Genomic DNA, 17,732 nt, shown 5'->3' with positions numbered 1-17,732 from the left:
CTCTCCAGTGAGGGGTCAGGCCTTGCGCTTGAAGATCAGGTCCCAGACGCCGTGGCCCAGGCGCAGTCCGCGGGTTTCGAACTTGGTCTGGGGGCGATAGCTGGGCCGTTCGGCGTAGTCTTGCGCGGTGTTCTCGAGCAGCGCCTCGCCGCCCAGCACTTCCAGCATCTGCACCGCGTAGTCTTGCCAATCGGTGGCGCAATGCAGATACCCGCCCGGCCGGATGCGGCTGGCCAGCAGATGCACGAAGGGCGGCTGCAGCAGGCGGCGCTTGTGATGGCGCTTCTTGGGCCAGGGATCGGGGAAATAGACATGCACGCCGGCCAGCGAATCGGGCGCGATCATGTCGCGCACCACTTCCACCGCGTCATGCTGGATGATGCGCACATTGGGGATCTGCGAGGTCTCGATCCGGTGCAGCATCGAGCCCACGCCGGCATTGAAGACCTCCACGCCCAGGAAGTTGTCCTCCGGCCGGGCCAGCGCGATCTTCTCGGTCGTCTCGCCCATGCCGAAGCCGATCTCCAGGATGGTCGGGGCCTCGCGCCCGAACACGGCGGCCGGATCCAGCCGGCGCGGCGCATAGGGGATGGCCCATTTGTCCATCAACTGCTCCAGCGCATCGCGCTGGCGCTGCGTGATGTGGCCGCGGCGGTGCACGAAGCTGCGGATATGCGCGGCGCCGGGGCTGGCCGGCGCATGGGCGGCCGGTTCCAGCGCGGCCTGGGTCGCCGGCGTCAGGGGCGCGGCATCGGCCGCGGCAGGGGGGGGATTCGTCGGGGTATTCGCATTCATAACCCGGATTGTAGTGGGAGGCGCCACCCTCCAAAAAATGGGGGCGCATGGTTCCGGAAGGCTGCGCCGCCGTCGGCGGGGCGGGTTACCATTCCCGCAAGCAACTCAGGGCGCCATCATGATCGACCATCTCGACCACCTCGTCCTCACCACCACGGACGAGGCCGCCTGCGTGGATTTCTACGTCGGGCTCCTGGGCATGACGCTGGAGACCTTCGGCCAGGGCCGCAAAGCCTTCCGGTTCGGCAACCAGAAAATCAACCTGCACATCAAGGGCAGCGAATTCGAGCCCAAGGCCCACCTGCCCGTGCCGGGCGCGCTGGACCTGTGCTTTATCGCGGCCGTCCCGCTGGACGAAGTGATCGCCCGCCTGCAGGCCAAGGGCGCGGCCATCATCGAAGGCCCGGTGCGCCGCACGGGAGCCGTCCATCCCTTGCGCTCCATCTACCTGCGCGATTCCGACCTGAACCTGATCGAGATTTCCGAACGCGCCGGCTAAGGCGGCGGGCGCCTGCGGCGCGGTGTCAGCCGGCGGGCGCAAGCGGGGGCAGGGGGAGCAGCCGCGGCTGGATGTCGGCCATGGCGTTTGCCAGTTGCGCGACCAGCGCCTGCGCGGCCGGCGACAGCGAGCGGTCGCGGCGGTGCAGCAGCCCGATGTAGCGGCGCGCGGATGCATCGCCCAGCGGCGTGCAGCGCAAGCCGGACAGGTTCAGCTCGGGCAGCGCCAGGCGCGGCAGCACGCTCACGCCCAGCCCCTGGCGCACCATGCCGGCGGCGGTGCCCATATGGGTCACGTCATAGCGCAGCGCGGTGGCGGGCGCGTTGACCTCGTCGCGCACGGCGCGGTCAAATTGCTGGCGCGCATTGGAGCCCTGCGACAACAGGATCAGGTCATAGCGCAGCACATCGCGCCAATGCAGCGTGCCGGAGCCGTCATCCAGCGGATGGCCGGCCGGATAGACGGCGCAGAAACAGTCCTCGCCCAGTGGCGTGAAAGCCAGGTCGGGCACCGGCTCGGCCTGCGCGGCCACCGCGAACTCGATCTGGTTGGTGCGCAGCAGGGTCACCAGCTCGTCGTTGTGCGCTTCAACCACGCGCACCTTCAGCGCCGGGTGCGCCAGGCGCAGGGTGCCGGTCGCGGCCGGCAGCAGGCTGAGCGCGGCCGAGGGCAGGGCGCCCAGCGCCACGTTGCCGCGCCGCACGGCGGCCAGGTCCGCCAGGCTGCGATAGGCTTCTTCAAGGTCGGCGATGGGGCGCTGCACGCGCGCATAGAAATCCTGCCCGGCCGAGGTCAGGCTGATGCTGCGGGTGGTGCGCTCGAACAGGCGCAGGCCCAGCACCTCTTCCAGGTCCTGGATGAGCGCCGTGAAGGACGGCTGCGTCACCCCCAGCTGGTTGGCCGCGTGCGTGAAGGAGCCGGTATCCACCGCCAGCAGGAAGGCCTTGAGCGGCCGGTATTTGATATTGATAGCCATGGGCTAAGAATATTAGATAAATATCTATTTGTGTCTAATAATTGGCCGGCCGATGATGGCGTCTATCGAAGCCCCCCGATTCAAAGACCTTATGGACGCATCAAGCTACAAGCCCTTCCGGCTGGGCGCCAGTTGGCGCCTGAGCCAAGCCGGCGACGCCGTCATCACCTCCATCAACCCGGCCGACGGCAGCATTGCCGGCATCGTCACCCGCGCCCTGCCGCAGGACGTGGACACGGCCGTCGCCATTGCCTGGGACGCCTACCAGCACAAGCCCTGGCGCAAGCTGCGCCCGGATCAGCGCGCGGCCACGCTGTATGAGATCGGGCGGCGCCTGTCCGCCGAGCGCGAGCCGCTGGCGCGACTGCAGATGCTGGACAGCGGCAAGCCGTGGAAGGAATGCCTGAACATGGTCGACAGCGCGGCCGGGCATTTCCGGTACTACGCCGCGGTGTGCGAAACCTGGCAGAACGAGATGACCTCGCCCCGGGGCGAGTACTTTTCGATGGCCCTGGCCGAACCCTTCGGCGTGATCGCCGCCATCACCCCGTGGAACTCGCCCATCATGAACGAGGCGCAGAAGGCCGCGCCCGCGCTGGCCGCCGGCAACGCGGTGCTGATCAAGCCCTCCGAGGAAACGCCGCAGCTGGCGCTGGAACTGGCCCGCATTTGCACCGAGGCCGGCTTGCCGGAGGGACTGCTGACCGTGCTGCCCGGGCACGGCGAAGACGTGGGCGCGGCGCTGGTCCGCCATCCCGGCGTGCGCATGGTGTCGTTCACGGGCGGCACCGAGACCGGCCGCGCCATCGGCGGCATTGCCGGCCAGCGCCTGATTCCGGTCGGCCTGGAGCTGGGCGGCAAATCGCCGCACATCGTGTTCGAGGACGCCGACCTGGATCGCGCCGTGGCCGGCGTCGTGTCGGGCATTTTCGGCTCGGCGGGCCAGAGCTGCGTCGCCGGTTCGCGCCTCTTTGTGCAGAAGTCCGTCTACACGCGCTTCATGGATGCGCTGGTCGAGCGCGCGCGGCAGGTCCGAGTGGGCCTGCCGGATGATCCTGCCACGCAGATGGGGCCGCTGGTGTCGCGCGCGCACCGCGACAAGGTCGCCGGCTACGTCGACATCGGCCGCGCCGAAGGCGGCCGGGTGCGGGTCGGCGGGTCGGCGCCCACCCAGGCGGAACTGGCCAAGGGATGGTTTTACCTGCCTACCGTGATCGACGGGCTGGGCAACGGGGCGCGCGTCTGCCAGGAGGAGATCTTCGGGCCGGTGCTGGTGGCGCTGCCTTTCGAGGACGAAGACGACGTGGTCCAGCAGGCCAACGACACGGCCTTCGGCCTGGCCGCCGGCATGTGGACCGGCGACTACGCCCGCGCCTGGCGCGTGGCGCGCGAGATCGAGGCCGGCTCCATCTGGATCAACACCTACAAGCAATCGCACATCGCCACCCCGTTCGGCGGCTTCAAGGCCAGCGGCATCGGGCGCGAAAAGGGCCTGCATGGCCTGCGCCTCTACAGCCAGGTCAAGAGCCTGTATTGGGGCATGCACGACAAACCCATGGGACTTTGAACAACTATGACGACTGAAAAGAAAGGCGCGGCGCTGTCCTTGCCCGACTCCCGCATCCTGATCGCCGGCGCCGCCAGCCTGGTGGGTTCCCATACCGCCGACGCCTTGCTCGCGGCCGGCGCCAGGGAAGTGATCCTGCTGGACAACTTTGCCTTCGGCACGCCCGAGGCCATCGCCCACCTGCAGGACAACCCGCGGGTGAAAGTGCTGCGCGGCGACCTGATGCGCCTGCCCGACCTGCTGGCGGCCACCGAGGGCGTGGACGGCGTGCTGCACCTGGCCGCCTACATGACGCTGGGTTTTGCCCAGACGCCGTGGCAGGCGGTGGATGTGAACATCCGCGGCGCGCAAAACATGCTCGAAGCCTGCCGCGCCAACAAGGTGAAAAAGATCGTCTTCGCCTCGTCCAACGCCGTCTACGGCTACGGCACCGGCATCGCCGGCGCGCTGGCCGAGAACGGACCCTTCCATTCGGTGGGCGCCCCTCCCGCCGCCATCCTGTACGGCGCCTCCAAGATCATGGGCGAACAACTGTGCCGGCAGTACTACCAGAAGGCCGGCCTGGACTATGTGGTGCTGCGCTACTCCACCGTCTACGGCGAGCGCCAGCACTACCGCGCGGCCAATTCGCTGTACATCATGGAAACCTATGACCGGGTGCGCAAGGGCGAGCGCCCCGTGCTGCCGGGCGACGGCACGGACACCAAGCACTTCGTGCATGTGTCGGACGTGGCGCGAGCCAACGTCGCGGCCTTCCAGAGCAAGGCGACCGACGTGGCCGTGAATGTGTCGGGGCCGGCGCCCATCACCACTGGCGAACTGGTGCGCCTGGTCCTCGATTACTGCAAGAGCGACCTGCAGCCCGAGATCAAGCCGGACCCGCCGGGCACCGTGCGCCTGACCTCGGGCGGCGCGTTCCATATCCCCCACGATCTCGCGGGCGAGCATATCGGCTGGCAGCCCGAGGTAGGCATGGCCGAAGGCGTGGCCCGGCTGCTGGCCTGGCGCGAAGCGCAGGAGGCCGCGTAGCGGCGGCAGACAGGAAAGACCCGCCACACGGCGCCGAAGAGCGCCGGGGCAGTGACCCGCATCGCCGGTCCGCAGTGCAAAAAGCGGATCCGATGCGCACACGAGGAGACATCATCATGAAGATTGCATCCCTGCTGCTGGCGGCGGGCCTGGCCCTGGGCGTGTCGGCGCCGGCCGCCGCGGCGGCTTACCCGGAGCGCCCCATCCGCCTGGTGGTGCCCTTTCCGGCGGGCAGCACCACCGACGCCATGGCCCGCTTCCTGGGCGAACGTGTGGCCAGGACGCTGGGGCAAAGCGTCATCGTCGAGAACAAGGCCGGGGCGCAGGGCAGCATTGCCGCCTCCGAGGTCAGCCGGGCCGCGCCCGACGGCTACACGCTGCTGGTGGGCACCAACTCCACGCAATCGGCCAACGTCCACCTGTTCCACAAGCTGTCCTATGACCCCGGCCGCGATTTCGCGGGCATCACGCAATTCACCATGAACCCGCTGGTGCTGGTCGTCAGGCCGGATCTGCCCGTGCAGGACGTGGCGCAATTCATCGCTTATGCGAAGGCCCATCCGGGCAGGCTCAACTACGGCACGGGGAACACCGGCAGCCTGGCCGCCGCGCAGATGCTCAAGAGCATGGCGGGCATCCAGGCGATGGATGTGCCCTATGCGGGCACGCCCCAAGCCATCACCGATCTGCTGGCCGGACGGCTGGACTTCATGATCACGGACATCTCCGTGACACGGCCCTACATCGAGGCGGGCAAGCTGCGCGCACTGGCCGTCACGCCGCGCCAACGTGTCGCGTCCTTGCCGGATACGCCCACGCTGGCCCAATCCGGCTTGCCCGACTACGAGTTCGTGGCCTGGGGTGGATTGTTCGCGCCGGCCGCGACGCCCGCGCCCATCATCGACCGCCTGAACCAGGCGTTCGTGCAGGCGCTGCAAAGCGCGGAGGCGTCGGCTTTTTTCGCCAAGCAGGGCCAGGAGGCCGCGCCGCGCACGCCGCGGGCCTTTGATGACTACGTCGCGGCACAGACCGTGCTGTGGGGCGAGCTGCTGGCCGCGGCCGGCCAGAAGAAGCAATGACGGCGCGCCGCGCGCCGCCGACCAAGGCAGGAGGGGAGATGCGTGTCATCAACGTGGATGCCGCAAGGGTGAAGCGGCAGATCTTGGGCATCCTGGATGCCTGGGGCATGGCGGCCGATCTGGCGGAAACCGCCGCGGACATCATGGTCGAAACGGATTTGCTGGGCGTGGACTCGCACGGCGTGTCGATGCTGATGATGTACGAGGAAATGCGCGGCTCGGGCATGCTGTCGCTGACATCCCGGCCTGCCGTCGTGCGCGACCGGGGCTGCACGGCGCTGCTGGATGGCGGTGCGGGCCTGGGCCATCCGGTGTCGTCCATGGCCATGACGCTGGCGGCCGACAAGGCGCTGGCGCACGGCGTGGGCGTGGTGGGTGTGCGCAATTCACATCATTTCGGCGCGGCCGGACTGTATGCGCGCATGGCCAGCGCGCGCGGGCTCGTGGGCCTGGTCACCACCGCCACACGCGGCATGACGATGGTGCCGCCGCGCGCGGCGGCGCCCGTGCTGGGCACCAACCCCTTGGCGTTCGCGGCGCCCGCGGGACGCAATCCGCCGTTCGTGCTGGACATGTCGACGACCACCGTGGCCGCCAACAAGGTCAAGGTCTATCAGCTGAATGACAAGCCCATGCCGCCGGGCTGGGTGGTGGATCCGGCCGGCGAACCGGTGCTCGATCCGCAATTGGGGATGGACTATGTCTTCAGGCGGCCCGAAGGCGGGCTCACGCCCCTGGGCGGATCGCTGGAGCTGGGCAGCCACAAGGGCTACGGCCTGGCGATGATGGTGCACATCCTGGGCGGAACGCTGACCGGCGGATCGTTCTCTCCCATTCGCAACCGCACACAGAAGCCGGGCGACCCCGACAACATCGGTCATTTCTTCATGGCCATCGATCCGGATGCCTTCCGCGACGAAGGCGAATTCGAGAGCGACCTGGACGCCGTCATCGACACGCTGCACGCCACGGCGGCGGCCGACCCGGGCAAGCCCGTGCTGGTGGCTGGCGATCCCGAGAACGCCACGCGCGAACAGCGGCTGCGCGAAGGCATCCCGATACCGGCCCGGCTGGACGCGCACATCCGCGATATCTGCGCGCGCAGCGGGGCCGAGTACGTACTTCAGTCGTCAGGACAACCACATCCACAGGAGACAGGACAATGAAGAAGCGCAATGGCATTGCCGGCGTGTTGATCGCCATGGGGCTGGCGCTGGGCGCAGGCGCGGCGCTGGCCGCGGGCTATCCCGACAAGCCGGTGACACTGGTCGTGCCCTACCCGCCAGGAGGCGCCACGGACGTCATTGCGCGCCTGATCGCGGAAAAGCTGCCGGCCGCATGGGGGCAGCAGGTCATCATCAACAACCGGCCGGGCGCCGGCACCACCGTGGCCGCCGAGGCGGTGGCGCGCTCGCCTGGCGATGGCTACACGCTCTACATGACGACGGCGGCGCACACCATCAGCGCCAGCCTGTACAAAAAGCTCAACTACGATCCCCTGAAGGATTTCGCGCCGCTGACGCTGACCTCCACGATTCCGCTGGTGCTGGTGACGGCGCCGTCCCTGCCGGTCAAGAACCTGGACGAACTGATCGCTTACGCCAAGGCGGCGCCCGACGGCCTGAGCATGGCCTCCACCGGCAATGGCACGCCCCAGCACCTGACCGGCGAGCTGTTCAAGGCCAAGGCGGGCATCAAGCTGGTCCACGTGCCCTACCGCGGCGATGCGCCGATGCTGGCCGACCTGATCGGCGGCCAGGTGCAGATGGCCTTCGTCACCCTGTCGGCGGCCCTGCCGCATATCCAGTCCGGCAAGCTCAATGCGATCGCGCTGGCGCATCCGCGCCGCGTCGACGCCATCGCGAAGGTGCCGACAATGGCGGAAGCCGGCATGAAGGACTTCGAGGCGGCCACCTGGTTCGGTCTGTTCGCGCCGTCCAGCATGCCGGACGATCTGCGCCAGAAAATCTACCAGGATGTCTCCAAGGTCGTGGCCACGCCTGAAATGACCCGCAAGCTGCAGGACATGGGCGGGGAGGTGAACAACAGTTCGCCGCAGCAATTCCAGGCTTTCATCAACGAGGAAGCGCGGCGCTGGGCGGAAGGCGTCAAGCTTTCGGGCGCGCAGATCGACTGAGCGGCCATCCGGACAAGAGGACACGCAAATGAGCCATACCGATCAAGCGCTGCTGGCGCGCTGTGCCGCCATTGCAAGCAGCACCTGGGCCGACGCCATGGACACGCTGGGCATCGCCGGCGTGGTGCAGGGCATCGCGCGCCGCAGCGGACAAGGCCGCATTGCCGGCTTTGCCGCCACGGCCCGCCATGTGTGGGGCGGACTGGGAGACTTCGACCGCGCCGATTTCGCGGTGGGCAGGCTGGTCGCCGCCACCGGGCCGGGGCGCGTGCTGATGGTGGACGCGGGCGGGACCTGCATTTCCACCTTTGGCGGCATCGCGTCCTTGGCGGCCTCCAGGCGCCAGGCCACGGCGGTGGTCATCGACGGCGCCTGCCGCGATGTCGACGAAATCCGGGAGACGGGCCTGTGGCTCGCCAGCCGCCATGTCACGCCCTTGACCGGCAAGACGCGCTTGCGCTTGCAGGCCATGGGCGAGCCGGTGACGATAGGCGGCGTGCAGGTGGCGGAGGGCGATCTGGTGATCGGCGACGACACCGGCCTGGTCGTCGTGCCGCGCGCGCGCCTGCAGGCGGTGCTGGCCGCCGCGCAGGAAGCCCTGGAGGTGGACGAACGGGTAGAGCGCGGCATACGCGACGGCCTGTCCTTCGCCGAGGCGGCCGCGGCGGCGAACTACATCCCGGCCCGCGCAGGAGACCGCGCGTGACGGCTGCCTACGATGTGGTGCAGGTGGCATCGCTGGGCCCGGCATTCGATGAGCGGCTCGCGGCGAACTACCGCGTCCTGCAGGCCTGGCGCGATCCGCTGGGCCTGGCCGCGTCCGGCAAGACATTGCCGGGGCTGCGGGTCGCGGTGACCTCGGTGCGGCATGGGTTTACGCGCTCGATGATGGACGCGCTGCCCGACCTGCGGGCCGTATGCAGCTGGGGGGTGGGGCACGACACGCTGGATCTGCGCGCGGCCGCCGAGCGCGGCGTCCGCGTCAGCGTCACGCCCGACGTGCTGGACGATTGCGTGGCCGACCTGGCCTGGGCGCTGCTGCTGTCGGTGGCGCGGCGCACGGCGGTGGGCGACCGTTACGTGAAGACGGGCCAATGGCGCGCGCTGGGCCAATTCCCCTTGGCTACCCGGGTGTCGGGCAAACGGCTCGGCATCCTGGGGCTGGGGCGCATTGGAGAGGCGATTGCCCGGCGCGGGGCGGGTTTCGACATGGAGGTGCGCTATCACAACCGCCGCCCCAGGCCGCAGTCGCCCTACGGCTACGAGGCTTCGCTGGAGGAGCTGGCCGCGTGGGCGGATTTCCTGGTGGTGGCTTGCGTGGGCGGCGCCGCCACGCGGCACTTGGTCAATGCGCCGGTCATCCGCGCGCTGGGGCCGCAAGGCATCTTGGTCAACATCGCGCGCGGCAGCGTGGTGGACCAGGCCGCGGCGCTGGCGGCGCTGCGATCCGGCGAGCTGGGCGGCGCCGGCCTGGACGTGCTGGAGCGCGAGCCCACGGACGCGGCGGAGTTCGCCGGACTGGACCAGGTGTCGCTGATGCCGCACGTGGGCAGCGCCACGCGCGAGACGCGCGCCGCCATGGCGGACCTGGTGTTCGACAACGTGGCGTCTTTCCTGCGCACCGGCAAGCTGCTCACGCCGGTCGCCGACCGCGAGATGCGGGCATGACGCGGGCTGCGCTGCTGGCTGAACTGGCGGCCCGCCTGGGCCAGCCCAATGTGCTGACGGGCGCGGATGCCGAGCCTTACCTGACCGACTGGCGCCGCGCCGTCACCGGCCGGGCCATCGCGGTGCTCAGGCCGGCCGATAGCGGCGAAGTCGCCCAAGTGGTGCGCCTGTGCGCGGCGGCCGGCGTGCCCGTGGTGCCGCAGGGCGGCAATACCGGCCAGGTGGCCGCTGCCACGCCCGACGCCAGCGCGTCGGCCGTGGTGCTGTCGCTGGCGCGCATGAACCGGGTGCGCGCCGTGGACCTGGACAACGACACGATCACCGTCGAGGCCGGATGCGTGCTGCAGGCGGTGCAGGAGGCCGCGCGCCGCGCGGGCCGGCTGTTCCCGCTGTCGCTCGGCGCGCAAGGCAGCTGCACCATCGGCGGCAACCTGGCCACCAATGCCGGCGGCACCCAGGTGCTGCGCTACGGCAACGCGCGCGAGCTGGCGCTAGGCCTGGAGGTGGTCACGCCACAGGGCGAGATCTGGGATGGCCTGCGCGGCCTGCGCAAGGACAACACCGGCTACGACCTGCGCGACCTGTATATCGGCAGCGAAGGCACGCTGGGCATCATCACCGCCGCGGTGCTCAAGCTCTTTCCTTTGCCGCGCGCCCAGCGCACCGCGCTGATCGCGGTCCCGGGCCTGGCACAGGCGCTGCAATTGCTGCGGCGCGCCCGCGCGGGCTTCGGAGCGGCGCTGACCGCCTTCGAAGTCATGTCGGTCCATTGCCTGCGCGATGTGGTCCGGGCATTTCCACGGCAGCGCCTGCCATTTGCCGATCTGCCCGATGACGCCTGGTGCGTGCTGTTGGAGATGTCCGACAGCGAAGACGAACAGCATGCGCAACAGCGGCTGGAGGCCGTGCTGGCGGGGGGATTGGAGGCGGGCGAGGCCCTGGACGCGGCGGTGTCGGTGTCCGGCGCGCAAAGCGCCGCGTTCTGGCATCTGCGCGAAAGCATCACGCTGGCGCTCGCCCAGGCCGGGGACTGCGTCAAGCACGACATCTCATTGCCCGCGTCGCGGATTCCCGAATTCGTGCGTGCCACCGACCAGGCCCTGGCCGCCGCCTTTCCCGGCGTGGCGATGCGCGTGTTCGGCCATCTGGGTGACGGCAATCTTCACTACAACCTGTTGCCGCCCGCGGGCGCGGCGCAGGCCGCCATCCAGCGGCTGGTGCATGACCGCGTGCACGAGGCCGGCGGCTCCATCAGCGCCGAGCAGGGCATCGGCCAGCGCCGTGTCGCGGACCTGCAACGCTACAAGAGCGCGGTGGAAATGGACCTGATGCGGCGGATCAAGCGCGCCCTGGACCCGCAAGGCGTGATGAACCCCGGCAAGGTGCTGTCCGCTGACCCGGACGGCGCGGTGCCTTGGCAGGCCGCCCCGCGGCCTGCGTGCTTGCTTGATGGCCGACCGGCCTGAAATCCCATATCTGGAGACACAAAATGGCTTTATCGTGCAGGACCCTGGCGCGCGTCGCGCTGTCTGTCGCCGGCTTTTGCGCCGCATTGCCCGCCTGGGCCTGGCCCGACCGGCCGATCGAACTCATCGTCGGCTTTGCGCCCGGCGGCGGCACGGACCTGACGGCCCGCTCGCTGGCCGTGTTCCTGGAAAAGGAGCTGGGCACCACCGTGGTGGTGCAAAACAAGCCGGGCGCTTCCAGCGCGATCGCGCTGTCCTATGTGGCGCGGGCCAAGCCCGACGGCTACACGCTGGCCATGACGAACATGCCAGGGCTCGTCTCGCTGCCGATCGAACGCAAGGCCGGCTTCACCGGCCAGGACTTCACCTATCTGGCCAACCTGGTGCGCGACCCCAGCGCCTTCAGCGTGGCCAGCGACAGCCCCTACAAGACGCTGGATGCGCTGATCGCCGCGGCCCGGGAAAAACCCGTCGCGGTCAGCTATGGGTCGACGGGCGTGGGCACCGACGATCACCTGGCGCTGGTGCTGTTCCAGGCCCTGACGGGCACCAAGCTGAACCACGTGCCTTTCAACGGCGCCGGCCCGCTGCGCAGCTCGGTGCTGGGCGGGCATACCGTCATCGGGGGCCTGAACCTGGGCGAAGTCATGCCCTATAACGGCAAGAACATGCGGGTGTTGGCGCAGGCGAGCGAAAAACGCTCGCCGCTGGGGCCGGATGTGCCTACGTTCAAGGAGTTGGGCGTGAACCTGGTGTTTGCCTCCGAGCGCGGCATCGTCGCGCCCAAGGGGCTGCCCGCCGATGTGGCCGAAAAGCTGCGGCAGGCGCTGGGCAAGGTCGCCGCCAACCCTGACTTCCAGGCCCAGATGAAGCAGCAGTTCACGGAAATGGATTATGTGGACGGCCCGCAGTGGCAGGAGCGTCTGAAGGGCGATGATGCCCGCCTGCGCCAGATCTGGGCCCGGACGCCCTGGGTGGAATAGCGCGGGCCGGGGGCCCCAGGCGGCCAAAAGGCAGGCTATAATTCGCGCCTGCGCTGATGCCGGCCCTGCCGGCATCAGCGCCAGCCTCCCCAAGGCGGGTGTAGTTCAATGGTAGAACGGCGGCTTCCCAAGCCTCAAGCGTGGGTTCGATTCCCATCACCCGCTCCACTTCAACTTTCCATGGTGTTCCAAGGAAGTCCATGGAGTGCTGCAAGTCATTGTCACGGTTCGGTTTTTTCGGAAAACCCGTTCCAGTGACGTCCAGCGAAATCCACTGACAGCCGGTCAAAACCGGTACATTAAGTGGTACATCGCAATGCGGAGCTTCCCAGTTCCGCATTGTTGCTGGGGGAGCCGGGGCCCGACGGGAAACATGGCACTCAACTCGCTTTCAAGGAGTTGGGATCATGCTTTCGGACCTCACGGTTCGCCAGGCCAAGGCGACCGGCAAACCGTACACCCTGGCCGACACAGACGGCCTTTCCCTCTTTGTTTCAGCCACCGGTGCAAAGGCGTGGCACTTCCGCTTCTCGTGGGGCGGCAAGCGCGACCGCATGTCCTTTGGCACGTATCCAGCGCTCTCGCTGAAGGACGCCCGTGCGCTTCGCGATGAAGCCCGCTCGCTGCTCGCCAAGGGCGTCAATCCCCACAGCGAACGCAAGCGCAAGCGGCATGCGATCGTCCTGGCCGGCGAGCACACCTTCATGGCCGTCTACGAGCAATGGCTGGCCCATCGCCGGCTCTCGCTGGAGGAAGGACGGCAGACCAGCCTGGAGCAGATCGGGCGCGTCTTCAAGAAAGATGTGTTCCCATCGCTGCGGCACCTGACCATCTACGAGATCACCCGCGCGCACCTGCTGGACATCATCGGCAAGGTGGAAAAGCGCGGCTCGCTGTCGGTGGCCGAAAAGCTGAGGACCTGGTTCGCCCAGTTGTTCACCTACGCAACGGTGGCGATCCCCAACATGGGCGAGAACCCGTCCAGGGACCTGGAAGTGGTCGCGCTGCCCTTGCCGCCGGTCGAACACAACCCGTTCCTGCGCATGCACGAGTTGCCGGCCATGCTGCAGACGCTGCGCAAGTACCGCGGGCGCCTGAACACGCAGTTGGGCATCCGGCTGCTGATGCTCACCGGTGTGCGCACCGGCGAGCTTCGCTTTGCCACGCCCGATCAGTTCGACCTCGACCGGGGCCTGTGGATCATCCCCGTAGCCAGGCTCAAGCAGCGCAAGCTGCTCACCAGGAAGAAGCGCAAGCGCCTGATCGACATCCCACCCTACATCGTGCCGCTGTCGGTGCAGGCGCAGGAGATCGTTCGCCACCTGCTCGACAACTTCAAGCCGGCCCAGGTTTATCTCATCCCCGGCGACTGGTGCCTGAAGAACCCGATCAGCGAGAACACGCTCAACGCCGCGCTCAAGCGCATGGGCTACGAGGACCAACTCACGGGGCATGGCATCCGGGCAACGATCTCGACGGCGCTGAATGAACTCGGCTACCCGAAGAAGTGGGTGGACGCCCAGCTCTCGCATGCCGATCCAGACAGGATCAGCGCGACCTACAACCATGCCGAATACGTCGAGCAGCGCCGTGTCATGATGCAGGACTGGGCCGATCGCCTGGACCTGTTCGAGCAGAACCAGGTCGAGGTTGCCAGCCGGCATCTGACCATCACGCTTCAGGGCCTGCCGACCATCGCCGGCCAGGCGGCCGTGCAGTCTCCGGTGGTCGACCTCACTGCGCCGCAACTGATCGTGACCGCGCCAACGCCCGACCAACTTGAAGCGCCGGCATCGGTGCAGCGGCTGTCGGCCGTGCGCATGCCCGAGTACGCACGGCCGCGCCTGTCGGAGGCGCAGCGCGAACGCCTGCAAGTGCTGGAGACCTTCGAGGCACCACACAACCTCTCGGTGGCGGACTACGCCAGGCTCGCGGGCAAGTCGCGCCGCTGGATCACCTACGAGATCCAGGCCGGCAACCTGCTGTCGATCCACATGGGGCATCGCGGGCAGCGGGTGCCGGACTGGCAACTCGATCCGCTCAAGCGCAGGCTGGTCCAGTCCGTCCTGAAGCAACTGCCACGGGGTATCGACACCTGGGACATCTACCACGCTCTTCTGCGCTCGTACGAGGCTCTCGGGACACGGCCGGCCATCGAAGCCGTCAATCCAACGAACCTGCACCTTGCCGCGCGGTTGGTGGCCGCACAGTGCATGCAGGCGAGCGAGCCAGTCGTGACGACCGAGTTCCCTGAGCAGGTCCGGCAAGGCGTGCAGCGGCTGGTGCGCGAAGCCGTCGCTGCCGATGCCGCCGAAGCGACGCCTAGAGTCTGATGAAGCCAGGGTCGCGTCGAAGTTCGGTCAGGCGTTTGCCTGGAGCGCTTGGAAGAACGGCTCCAGGCGGGTGCTGTCCGTATTTCGACGGCTCAGGAAGTACGTGGTGAGCGTCAGCGCTCCCTCTTGCAACGGACGCTGGAAAACGCCCAGGGGACGATGGCCCTCGATGCGGGCGACGGGTGCGAGGCAGACACCGTAGCCGGCGGCCACCAAGGTCATCATCAACCCGAACGAGGTGGCCGTCGTGACGTCCGAGGGGAAGACGCCGGCCGCCATCAGCAGCGTGTCGATCTGCCCGCAGTAGCCCACAAAGTCGCGGGCATCCAGGGCGATCCACGGGTTGTCGGCGGCCTGCTCCAGGGACACTGACGCGAACGCCAGCAAGGGGTGGTGGGCCGACACGGCCAATGCCAGCGCGTCTTGCCAGACGGGGCGGACATCGATGCCTTCCGGTGCTGCGGGCGACTGGCAGAGGCCTGCCTCGAAAGCCCCCGCGAGCAGTCCTCGATGCAGATCCTCCAGGCGTTCTTCATGAAGGCGAATGGGGTGGTTCGGATGGCGCCGGCGATGTTCCGCCATCGGCACCGACAACCGGGGATAGGCCAGGCAGTCCGACAGGGCAATGTTCAAAGGATCGGAAGCGATCATCGTGTCACCTGCACAACGCCGACACTGGAAAAAACCGGGCACGACCAGTCAATGAGATAAGTTTAACGTGGTTTAAATCCGCTTGGCGCGTGACGCTTCTGCTGATGCAGAAGCGATCGGTGCAACGCGGCAGACCCGCAGGGACAAGAACCTATGAAAGCGAGCCAGCGCGCGCTTTCGGCGTTGCCGTGCGCGAGGCCCGGTCTGCGCAGGGGCTGGCGCAGGAGGTGCTCGCGGAACAGGCGGGCATCGCCCGGTCGCACATGGGCAAGATCGAGCGCGGCGAGCACATGCCCACGCTGGTGTTGATCCTGCGGATCGCGAAGGGGCTGGGGTGCTCGGCCGCGGCACTGATGGCCGCGACCGAATCGCGACTGTCCGGGGAACAGGACACCATCGAATAGCCCGGCAACGCGGGCTTGGCCGGTCAGTCATCTGGTCGCAGGCATCTGGCATGCGTTGTGCCCGGGGGCGCTGAATTCCGCGCCAGGGACAGGTAGGGGTTGTCCGGCGGGACTTCCGCGAACAATGTCGAAGGCGTCGCCAACAGATAGCCGTGCAACCGCCGCGACTTGCGCGGCCCGGTGACTTCGCAGGTCCAGATGTTCAGGCCGCTGTCCTGTTTGCGGTGCAGTCCCAGCTTCTCGAAGCGCTTTTGCACCCATTGCCAGTCGTGCAGATTGTCCTGCCGGGCCAGCACCTGGATCTCCGGATGTTCCTGCACGTAGCGCTGGAAAACGCCGGGGCTGACCAGGTACGCCGTGCCATCGACGGTATGCACCAGTGCCTTCGCATCGTTGATGATGAGCTTGCGCGATTCGATGCCTTGCTTGAGCCAGGCAATGAAGTCTTCCCCGGACGGCGTGGCCTTCGTGGGAGCCGGCATGGTGGCAGGACTGGTCGGCGACAAATGAGTCACTGCCGCAGTTGCGGCGGCGGATGGTGATGGCGGTTCCGCGCTGGCGGACGATGCACTGGTGGTGGCTGCGTCGGACGCATCAAGCATCGACAGCAGATCGGAGACCGGGTCCGCGATCCCGGCCGGGGAATCCGCCACCCCAGGAGACGGTGAGGTGGCCGGGATGCCGGCGGAGGCCGGCGCTGTCTCATCGCCAGGGAGGGGCTCTTCCGTGGTGACCGTGCCGGAGAACGGTGCGGGACGCTCGCCCGACTCCCAAATCAAGGCCGGCGACAGGCGCAGGAAGGTAAAGCTGTGGGACCAGCCGGTGCCGCTCGTGACTGTCGCCCGCCAGATCGCCTTCCCATCCGGGGCGGGCTGCACGATGCCATGGTCCTGGAGCACCGTGAAGACGGCGGTGTTGTTCGATGGAATGCCTTCGATGCCCTGCGACAGGAGGTGTGCGCGCAGCTTGTCGCTGACTGTCTTGCTGACGAGCCAGAGTGCCTCCGGGGTCAGCCACCCATCCGACGGGCCGCCAGGCTGGTTCAGCTTGAATTCCTCGCGCAGCAGGTAGCGCAGACCATCCAGCAGCTTGCGCTGCAACGCATGCTTCGGCGCCGCCATCGCCCTGGCCGGATCACCGCCGAGCGCCAGGGCCACCGATGCCTGGTCAGCCTTGACGACCAGCTCTCCCAGCGTGCCGGCATGCTCGTACTGGCCCGCCAGCACGTACAGCAGCGCCGACCACAGGTCCTGGTAGTCGCTCAGCCAGTCGAGGATGCCGGCATCGAGCACACGGGTGTAGAGCAGTCCCGTGGCGGCGCCATGCAGCCGGTACTCGCGATCCGTCCGGTAACGAAAGCGGTACGGCTGCCGCAGCGGCCCGTGCCAGGGGTGCCAGACCAGGCCATCGGCCTGCTCGACGTGCAGGTCGACCGCGATCTTGCCAATGTCGTGCAGCAACGCGGCGTAGGCGGTCCCGGCGGTCCAGGCCTCGGCTTGCGCGGCCTGGGCCTCGGGCGAGGCGCCGGCCGGGAGCAAGTGGGACTGCCTCAGTTTGAGCGCGTAGGCCACGATCTCCAGGCCGTGGTCCAGCATGCCGCCCGGCCAGGCATGGTGATGCGCCTCCGAGGCCGGGAACTGCTGGACCAACTCGGCGTAGCGCTCCAGCGGCGCCAGGTACAGCGAGCGGAACTGCCGACGCGACAGCGAGGTGCGCTGCCAGATGTGTTCCAGCAGTCGCTGCCGGCGCGGCTCCGCCAGCAGCGATGTGGCCGACTGCGGTGGCGTCAGCCCTTTGGCAGGCTCGACAGGAGGTGGCGCGGTGGCGGTGGCCAGCGGCACCCGTTTGCGCTGGAACAGCGAAAGCATGGCGACATCCTGGTGATGGGCTGGCCGGAGGAGCCTTTTGGCCTTTTCGGGTAGGGCCTTTCCCCTTGAGGCCATTCCCTTGCTCCATCCCAGCCCTTTGGCCTTCGACAAGCCCTTTGATATAGGGGCAGTCGGCTTCGTGTGCCGCAATCAATGTGGAGCCGGTGCGCTCCAGGATCGGGCGGAACAGGCACTGTGTTTTCACCGGATCAGGCCGTTTCAACCGGCGCTGAAAGCGCAGCAGGCCCTGAAACCCCTGCGCCCGAAGGCTGCTTGT

At 67.9% G+C, this 17,732-nt stretch carries 16 protein-coding genes and 1 tRNA gene; 13 read left to right on the top strand and 4 right to left on the bottom strand.

Annotated features, from left to right (window positions below; genetic code table 11):
* Positions 1-15: 15 nt before the first annotated feature.
* Complete coding sequence (trmB, locus tag AXA74_RS01270) at positions 16-795, bottom strand: tRNA (guanosine(46)-N7)-methyltransferase TrmB (RefSeq protein WP_029578080.1); 780 nt, start codon at positions 793-795, stop codon at positions 16-18.
* Positions 796-913: 118 nt separating this feature from the next.
* Between trmB and AXA74_RS01265 the strand changes: the two genes are divergently transcribed.
* Positions 914-1,294: a VOC family protein gene (locus AXA74_RS01265; protein ID WP_060833125.1), complete on the top strand. Its 381-nt coding sequence runs from the start codon at positions 914-916 to the stop codon at positions 1,292-1,294.
* Between the two features lie 25 nt (positions 1,295-1,319).
* Here AXA74_RS01265 and AXA74_RS01260 read toward each other — a convergent pair whose 3' ends face one another.
* Positions 1,320-2,270 carry a LysR family transcriptional regulator gene (locus AXA74_RS01260; RefSeq protein WP_029578082.1) on the bottom strand — a complete coding sequence of 317 codons (951 nt, stop codon included), beginning with the start codon at positions 2,268-2,270 and terminating at the stop codon, positions 1,320-1,322.
* Between the two features lie 91 nt (positions 2,271-2,361).
* On the opposite strand from AXA74_RS01260, the gene AXA74_RS01255 reads away from it, so the two are divergent.
* From AXA74_RS01255 to AXA74_RS01205, 11 genes are all read left to right on the top strand, one after another.
* Positions 2,362-3,837 (top strand): aldehyde dehydrogenase, encoded by a 1,476-nt coding sequence (locus AXA74_RS01255; protein ID WP_029578083.1) that lies wholly within the window; start codon positions 2,362-2,364, stop codon positions 3,835-3,837.
* A gap of 6 nt (positions 3,838-3,843) precedes the next feature.
* Positions 3,844-4,866 (top strand): NAD-dependent epimerase/dehydratase family protein, encoded by a 1,023-nt coding sequence (locus AXA74_RS01250; RefSeq protein WP_029578084.1) that lies wholly within the window; start codon positions 3,844-3,846, stop codon positions 4,864-4,866.
* 116 nt (positions 4,867-4,982) lie between these two features.
* The gene (locus AXA74_RS01245; RefSeq protein ID WP_032979497.1) at positions 4,983-5,945 is read left to right on the top strand and encodes a Bug family tripartite tricarboxylate transporter substrate binding protein; all 963 of its coding nucleotides are present in this window, start codon (positions 4,983-4,985) and stop codon (positions 5,943-5,945) included.
* A gap of 38 nt (positions 5,946-5,983) precedes the next feature.
* Positions 5,984-7,111, top strand: a complete 1,128-nt coding sequence (locus AXA74_RS01240) for an Ldh family oxidoreductase (RefSeq protein WP_032979496.1) — start codon at positions 5,984-5,986, stop codon at positions 7,109-7,111.
* A complete protein-coding gene (locus tag AXA74_RS01235; protein ID WP_032979495.1) occupies positions 7,108-8,082 on the top strand; it encodes a tripartite tricarboxylate transporter substrate binding protein in 975 nt (324 codons plus the stop codon). Before AXA74_RS01240 ends, AXA74_RS01235 begins: the two co-directional genes overlap by 4 nt.
* Positions 8,083-8,110: 28 nt before the next feature.
* On the top strand, positions 8,111-8,788 hold the full coding sequence (locus AXA74_RS01230; protein ID WP_032979494.1) for an RraA family protein: 678 nt from the start codon (positions 8,111-8,113) through the stop codon (positions 8,786-8,788).
* On the top strand, positions 8,785-9,750 hold the full coding sequence (locus AXA74_RS01225) for a 2-hydroxyacid dehydrogenase (RefSeq protein WP_032979493.1): 966 nt from the start codon (positions 8,785-8,787) through the stop codon (positions 9,748-9,750). Before AXA74_RS01230 ends, AXA74_RS01225 begins: the two co-directional genes overlap by 4 nt.
* The gene (locus tag AXA74_RS01220; protein ID WP_048939750.1) at positions 9,747-11,216 is read left to right on the top strand and encodes an FAD-binding oxidoreductase; all 1,470 of its coding nucleotides are present in this window, start codon (positions 9,747-9,749) and stop codon (positions 11,214-11,216) included. The genes AXA74_RS01225 and AXA74_RS01220 overlap by 4 nt, the downstream gene beginning before the upstream one ends.
* 23 nt (positions 11,217-11,239) lie before the next feature.
* A complete protein-coding gene (locus tag AXA74_RS01215) occupies positions 11,240-12,199 on the top strand; it encodes a tripartite tricarboxylate transporter substrate binding protein (RefSeq protein WP_032979492.1) in 960 nt (319 codons plus the stop codon).
* Positions 12,200-12,293: 94 nt separating this feature from the next.
* Positions 12,294-12,367, top strand: a tRNA-Gly gene (locus AXA74_RS01210).
* A 239-nt stretch (positions 12,368-12,606) separates the two neighbouring features.
* Entirely contained in the window at positions 12,607-14,532 is a 1,926-nt protein-coding gene (locus AXA74_RS01205; protein WP_060833124.1) for a tyrosine-type recombinase/integrase, read from the top strand.
* 27 nt (positions 14,533-14,559) lie between these two features.
* Here AXA74_RS01205 and AXA74_RS01200 read toward each other — a convergent pair whose 3' ends face one another.
* Positions 14,560-15,183: a LysR family substrate-binding domain-containing protein gene (locus tag AXA74_RS01200; RefSeq protein ID WP_060833123.1), complete on the bottom strand. Its 624-nt coding sequence runs from the start codon at positions 15,181-15,183 to the stop codon at positions 14,560-14,562.
* A 104-nt stretch (positions 15,184-15,287) separates the two neighbouring features.
* Between AXA74_RS01200 and AXA74_RS01195 the strand changes: the two genes are divergently transcribed.
* Positions 15,288-15,587: a helix-turn-helix domain-containing protein gene (locus AXA74_RS01195; protein ID WP_060833131.1), complete on the top strand. Its 300-nt coding sequence runs from the start codon at positions 15,288-15,290 to the stop codon at positions 15,585-15,587.
* Positions 15,588-15,610: 23 nt separating this feature from the next.
* On the opposite strand, the gene mobH is transcribed toward AXA74_RS01195, so the two are convergent.
* A complete protein-coding gene (mobH, locus tag AXA74_RS01190; protein ID WP_060833122.1) occupies positions 15,611-17,455 on the bottom strand; it encodes a MobH family relaxase in 1,845 nt (614 codons plus the stop codon).
* Between the last annotated feature and the right edge of the window lie 277 nt (positions 17,456-17,732).

This window comes from Bordetella hinzii LMG 13501, from assembly GCF_001548475.1.
GTDB classification, from domain to species: domain Bacteria; phylum Pseudomonadota; class Gammaproteobacteria; order Burkholderiales; family Burkholderiaceae_B; genus Bordetella; species Bordetella hinzii.
The sequence above is the reverse complement of the archived record's forward strand: the minus strand, read 5'-3'. Positions and strand labels throughout refer to the sequence as shown.

What these genes read in the sequence shown, in the direction of transcription:
- trmB (WP_029578080.1), bottom strand. Translation starts at nt 795, where the DNA reads ATGAATGCGAATACCCCGACGAATCCCCCCCCTGCCGCGGCCGATGCC.
- AXA74_RS01265 (WP_060833125.1), top strand. Translation starts at nt 914, where the DNA reads ATGATCGACCATCTCGACCACCTCGTCCTCACCACCACGGACGAGGCC.
- AXA74_RS01260 (WP_029578082.1), bottom strand. Translation starts at nt 2,270, where the DNA reads ATGGCTATCAATATCAAATACCGGCCGCTCAAGGCCTTCCTGCTGGCG.
- AXA74_RS01255 (WP_029578083.1), top strand. Translation starts at nt 2,362, where the DNA reads ATGGACGCATCAAGCTACAAGCCCTTCCGGCTGGGCGCCAGTTGGCGC.
- AXA74_RS01250 (WP_029578084.1), top strand. Translation starts at nt 3,844, where the DNA reads ATGACGACTGAAAAGAAAGGCGCGGCGCTGTCCTTGCCCGACTCCCGC.
- AXA74_RS01245 (WP_032979497.1), top strand. Translation starts at nt 4,983, where the DNA reads ATGAAGATTGCATCCCTGCTGCTGGCGGCGGGCCTGGCCCTGGGCGTG.
- AXA74_RS01240 (WP_032979496.1), top strand. Translation starts at nt 5,984, where the DNA reads ATGCGTGTCATCAACGTGGATGCCGCAAGGGTGAAGCGGCAGATCTTG.
- AXA74_RS01235 (WP_032979495.1), top strand. Translation starts at nt 7,108, where the DNA reads ATGAAGAAGCGCAATGGCATTGCCGGCGTGTTGATCGCCATGGGGCTG.
- AXA74_RS01230 (WP_032979494.1), top strand. Translation starts at nt 8,111, where the DNA reads ATGAGCCATACCGATCAAGCGCTGCTGGCGCGCTGTGCCGCCATTGCA.
- AXA74_RS01220 (WP_048939750.1), top strand. Translation starts at nt 9,747, where the DNA reads ATGACGCGGGCTGCGCTGCTGGCTGAACTGGCGGCCCGCCTGGGCCAG.
- AXA74_RS01215 (WP_032979492.1), top strand. Translation starts at nt 11,240, where the DNA reads ATGGCTTTATCGTGCAGGACCCTGGCGCGCGTCGCGCTGTCTGTCGCC.
- AXA74_RS01205 (WP_060833124.1), top strand. Translation starts at nt 12,607, where the DNA reads ATGCTTTCGGACCTCACGGTTCGCCAGGCCAAGGCGACCGGCAAACCG.
- AXA74_RS01200 (WP_060833123.1), bottom strand. Translation starts at nt 15,183, where the DNA reads ATGATCGCTTCCGATCCTTTGAACATTGCCCTGTCGGACTGCCTGGCC.
- AXA74_RS01195 (WP_060833131.1), top strand. Translation starts at nt 15,288, where the DNA reads ATGCAGAAGCGATCGGTGCAACGCGGCAGACCCGCAGGGACAAGAACC.
- mobH (WP_060833122.1), bottom strand. Translation starts at nt 17,455, where the DNA reads ATGCTTTCGCTGTTCCAGCGCAAACGGGTGCCGCTGGCCACCGCCACC.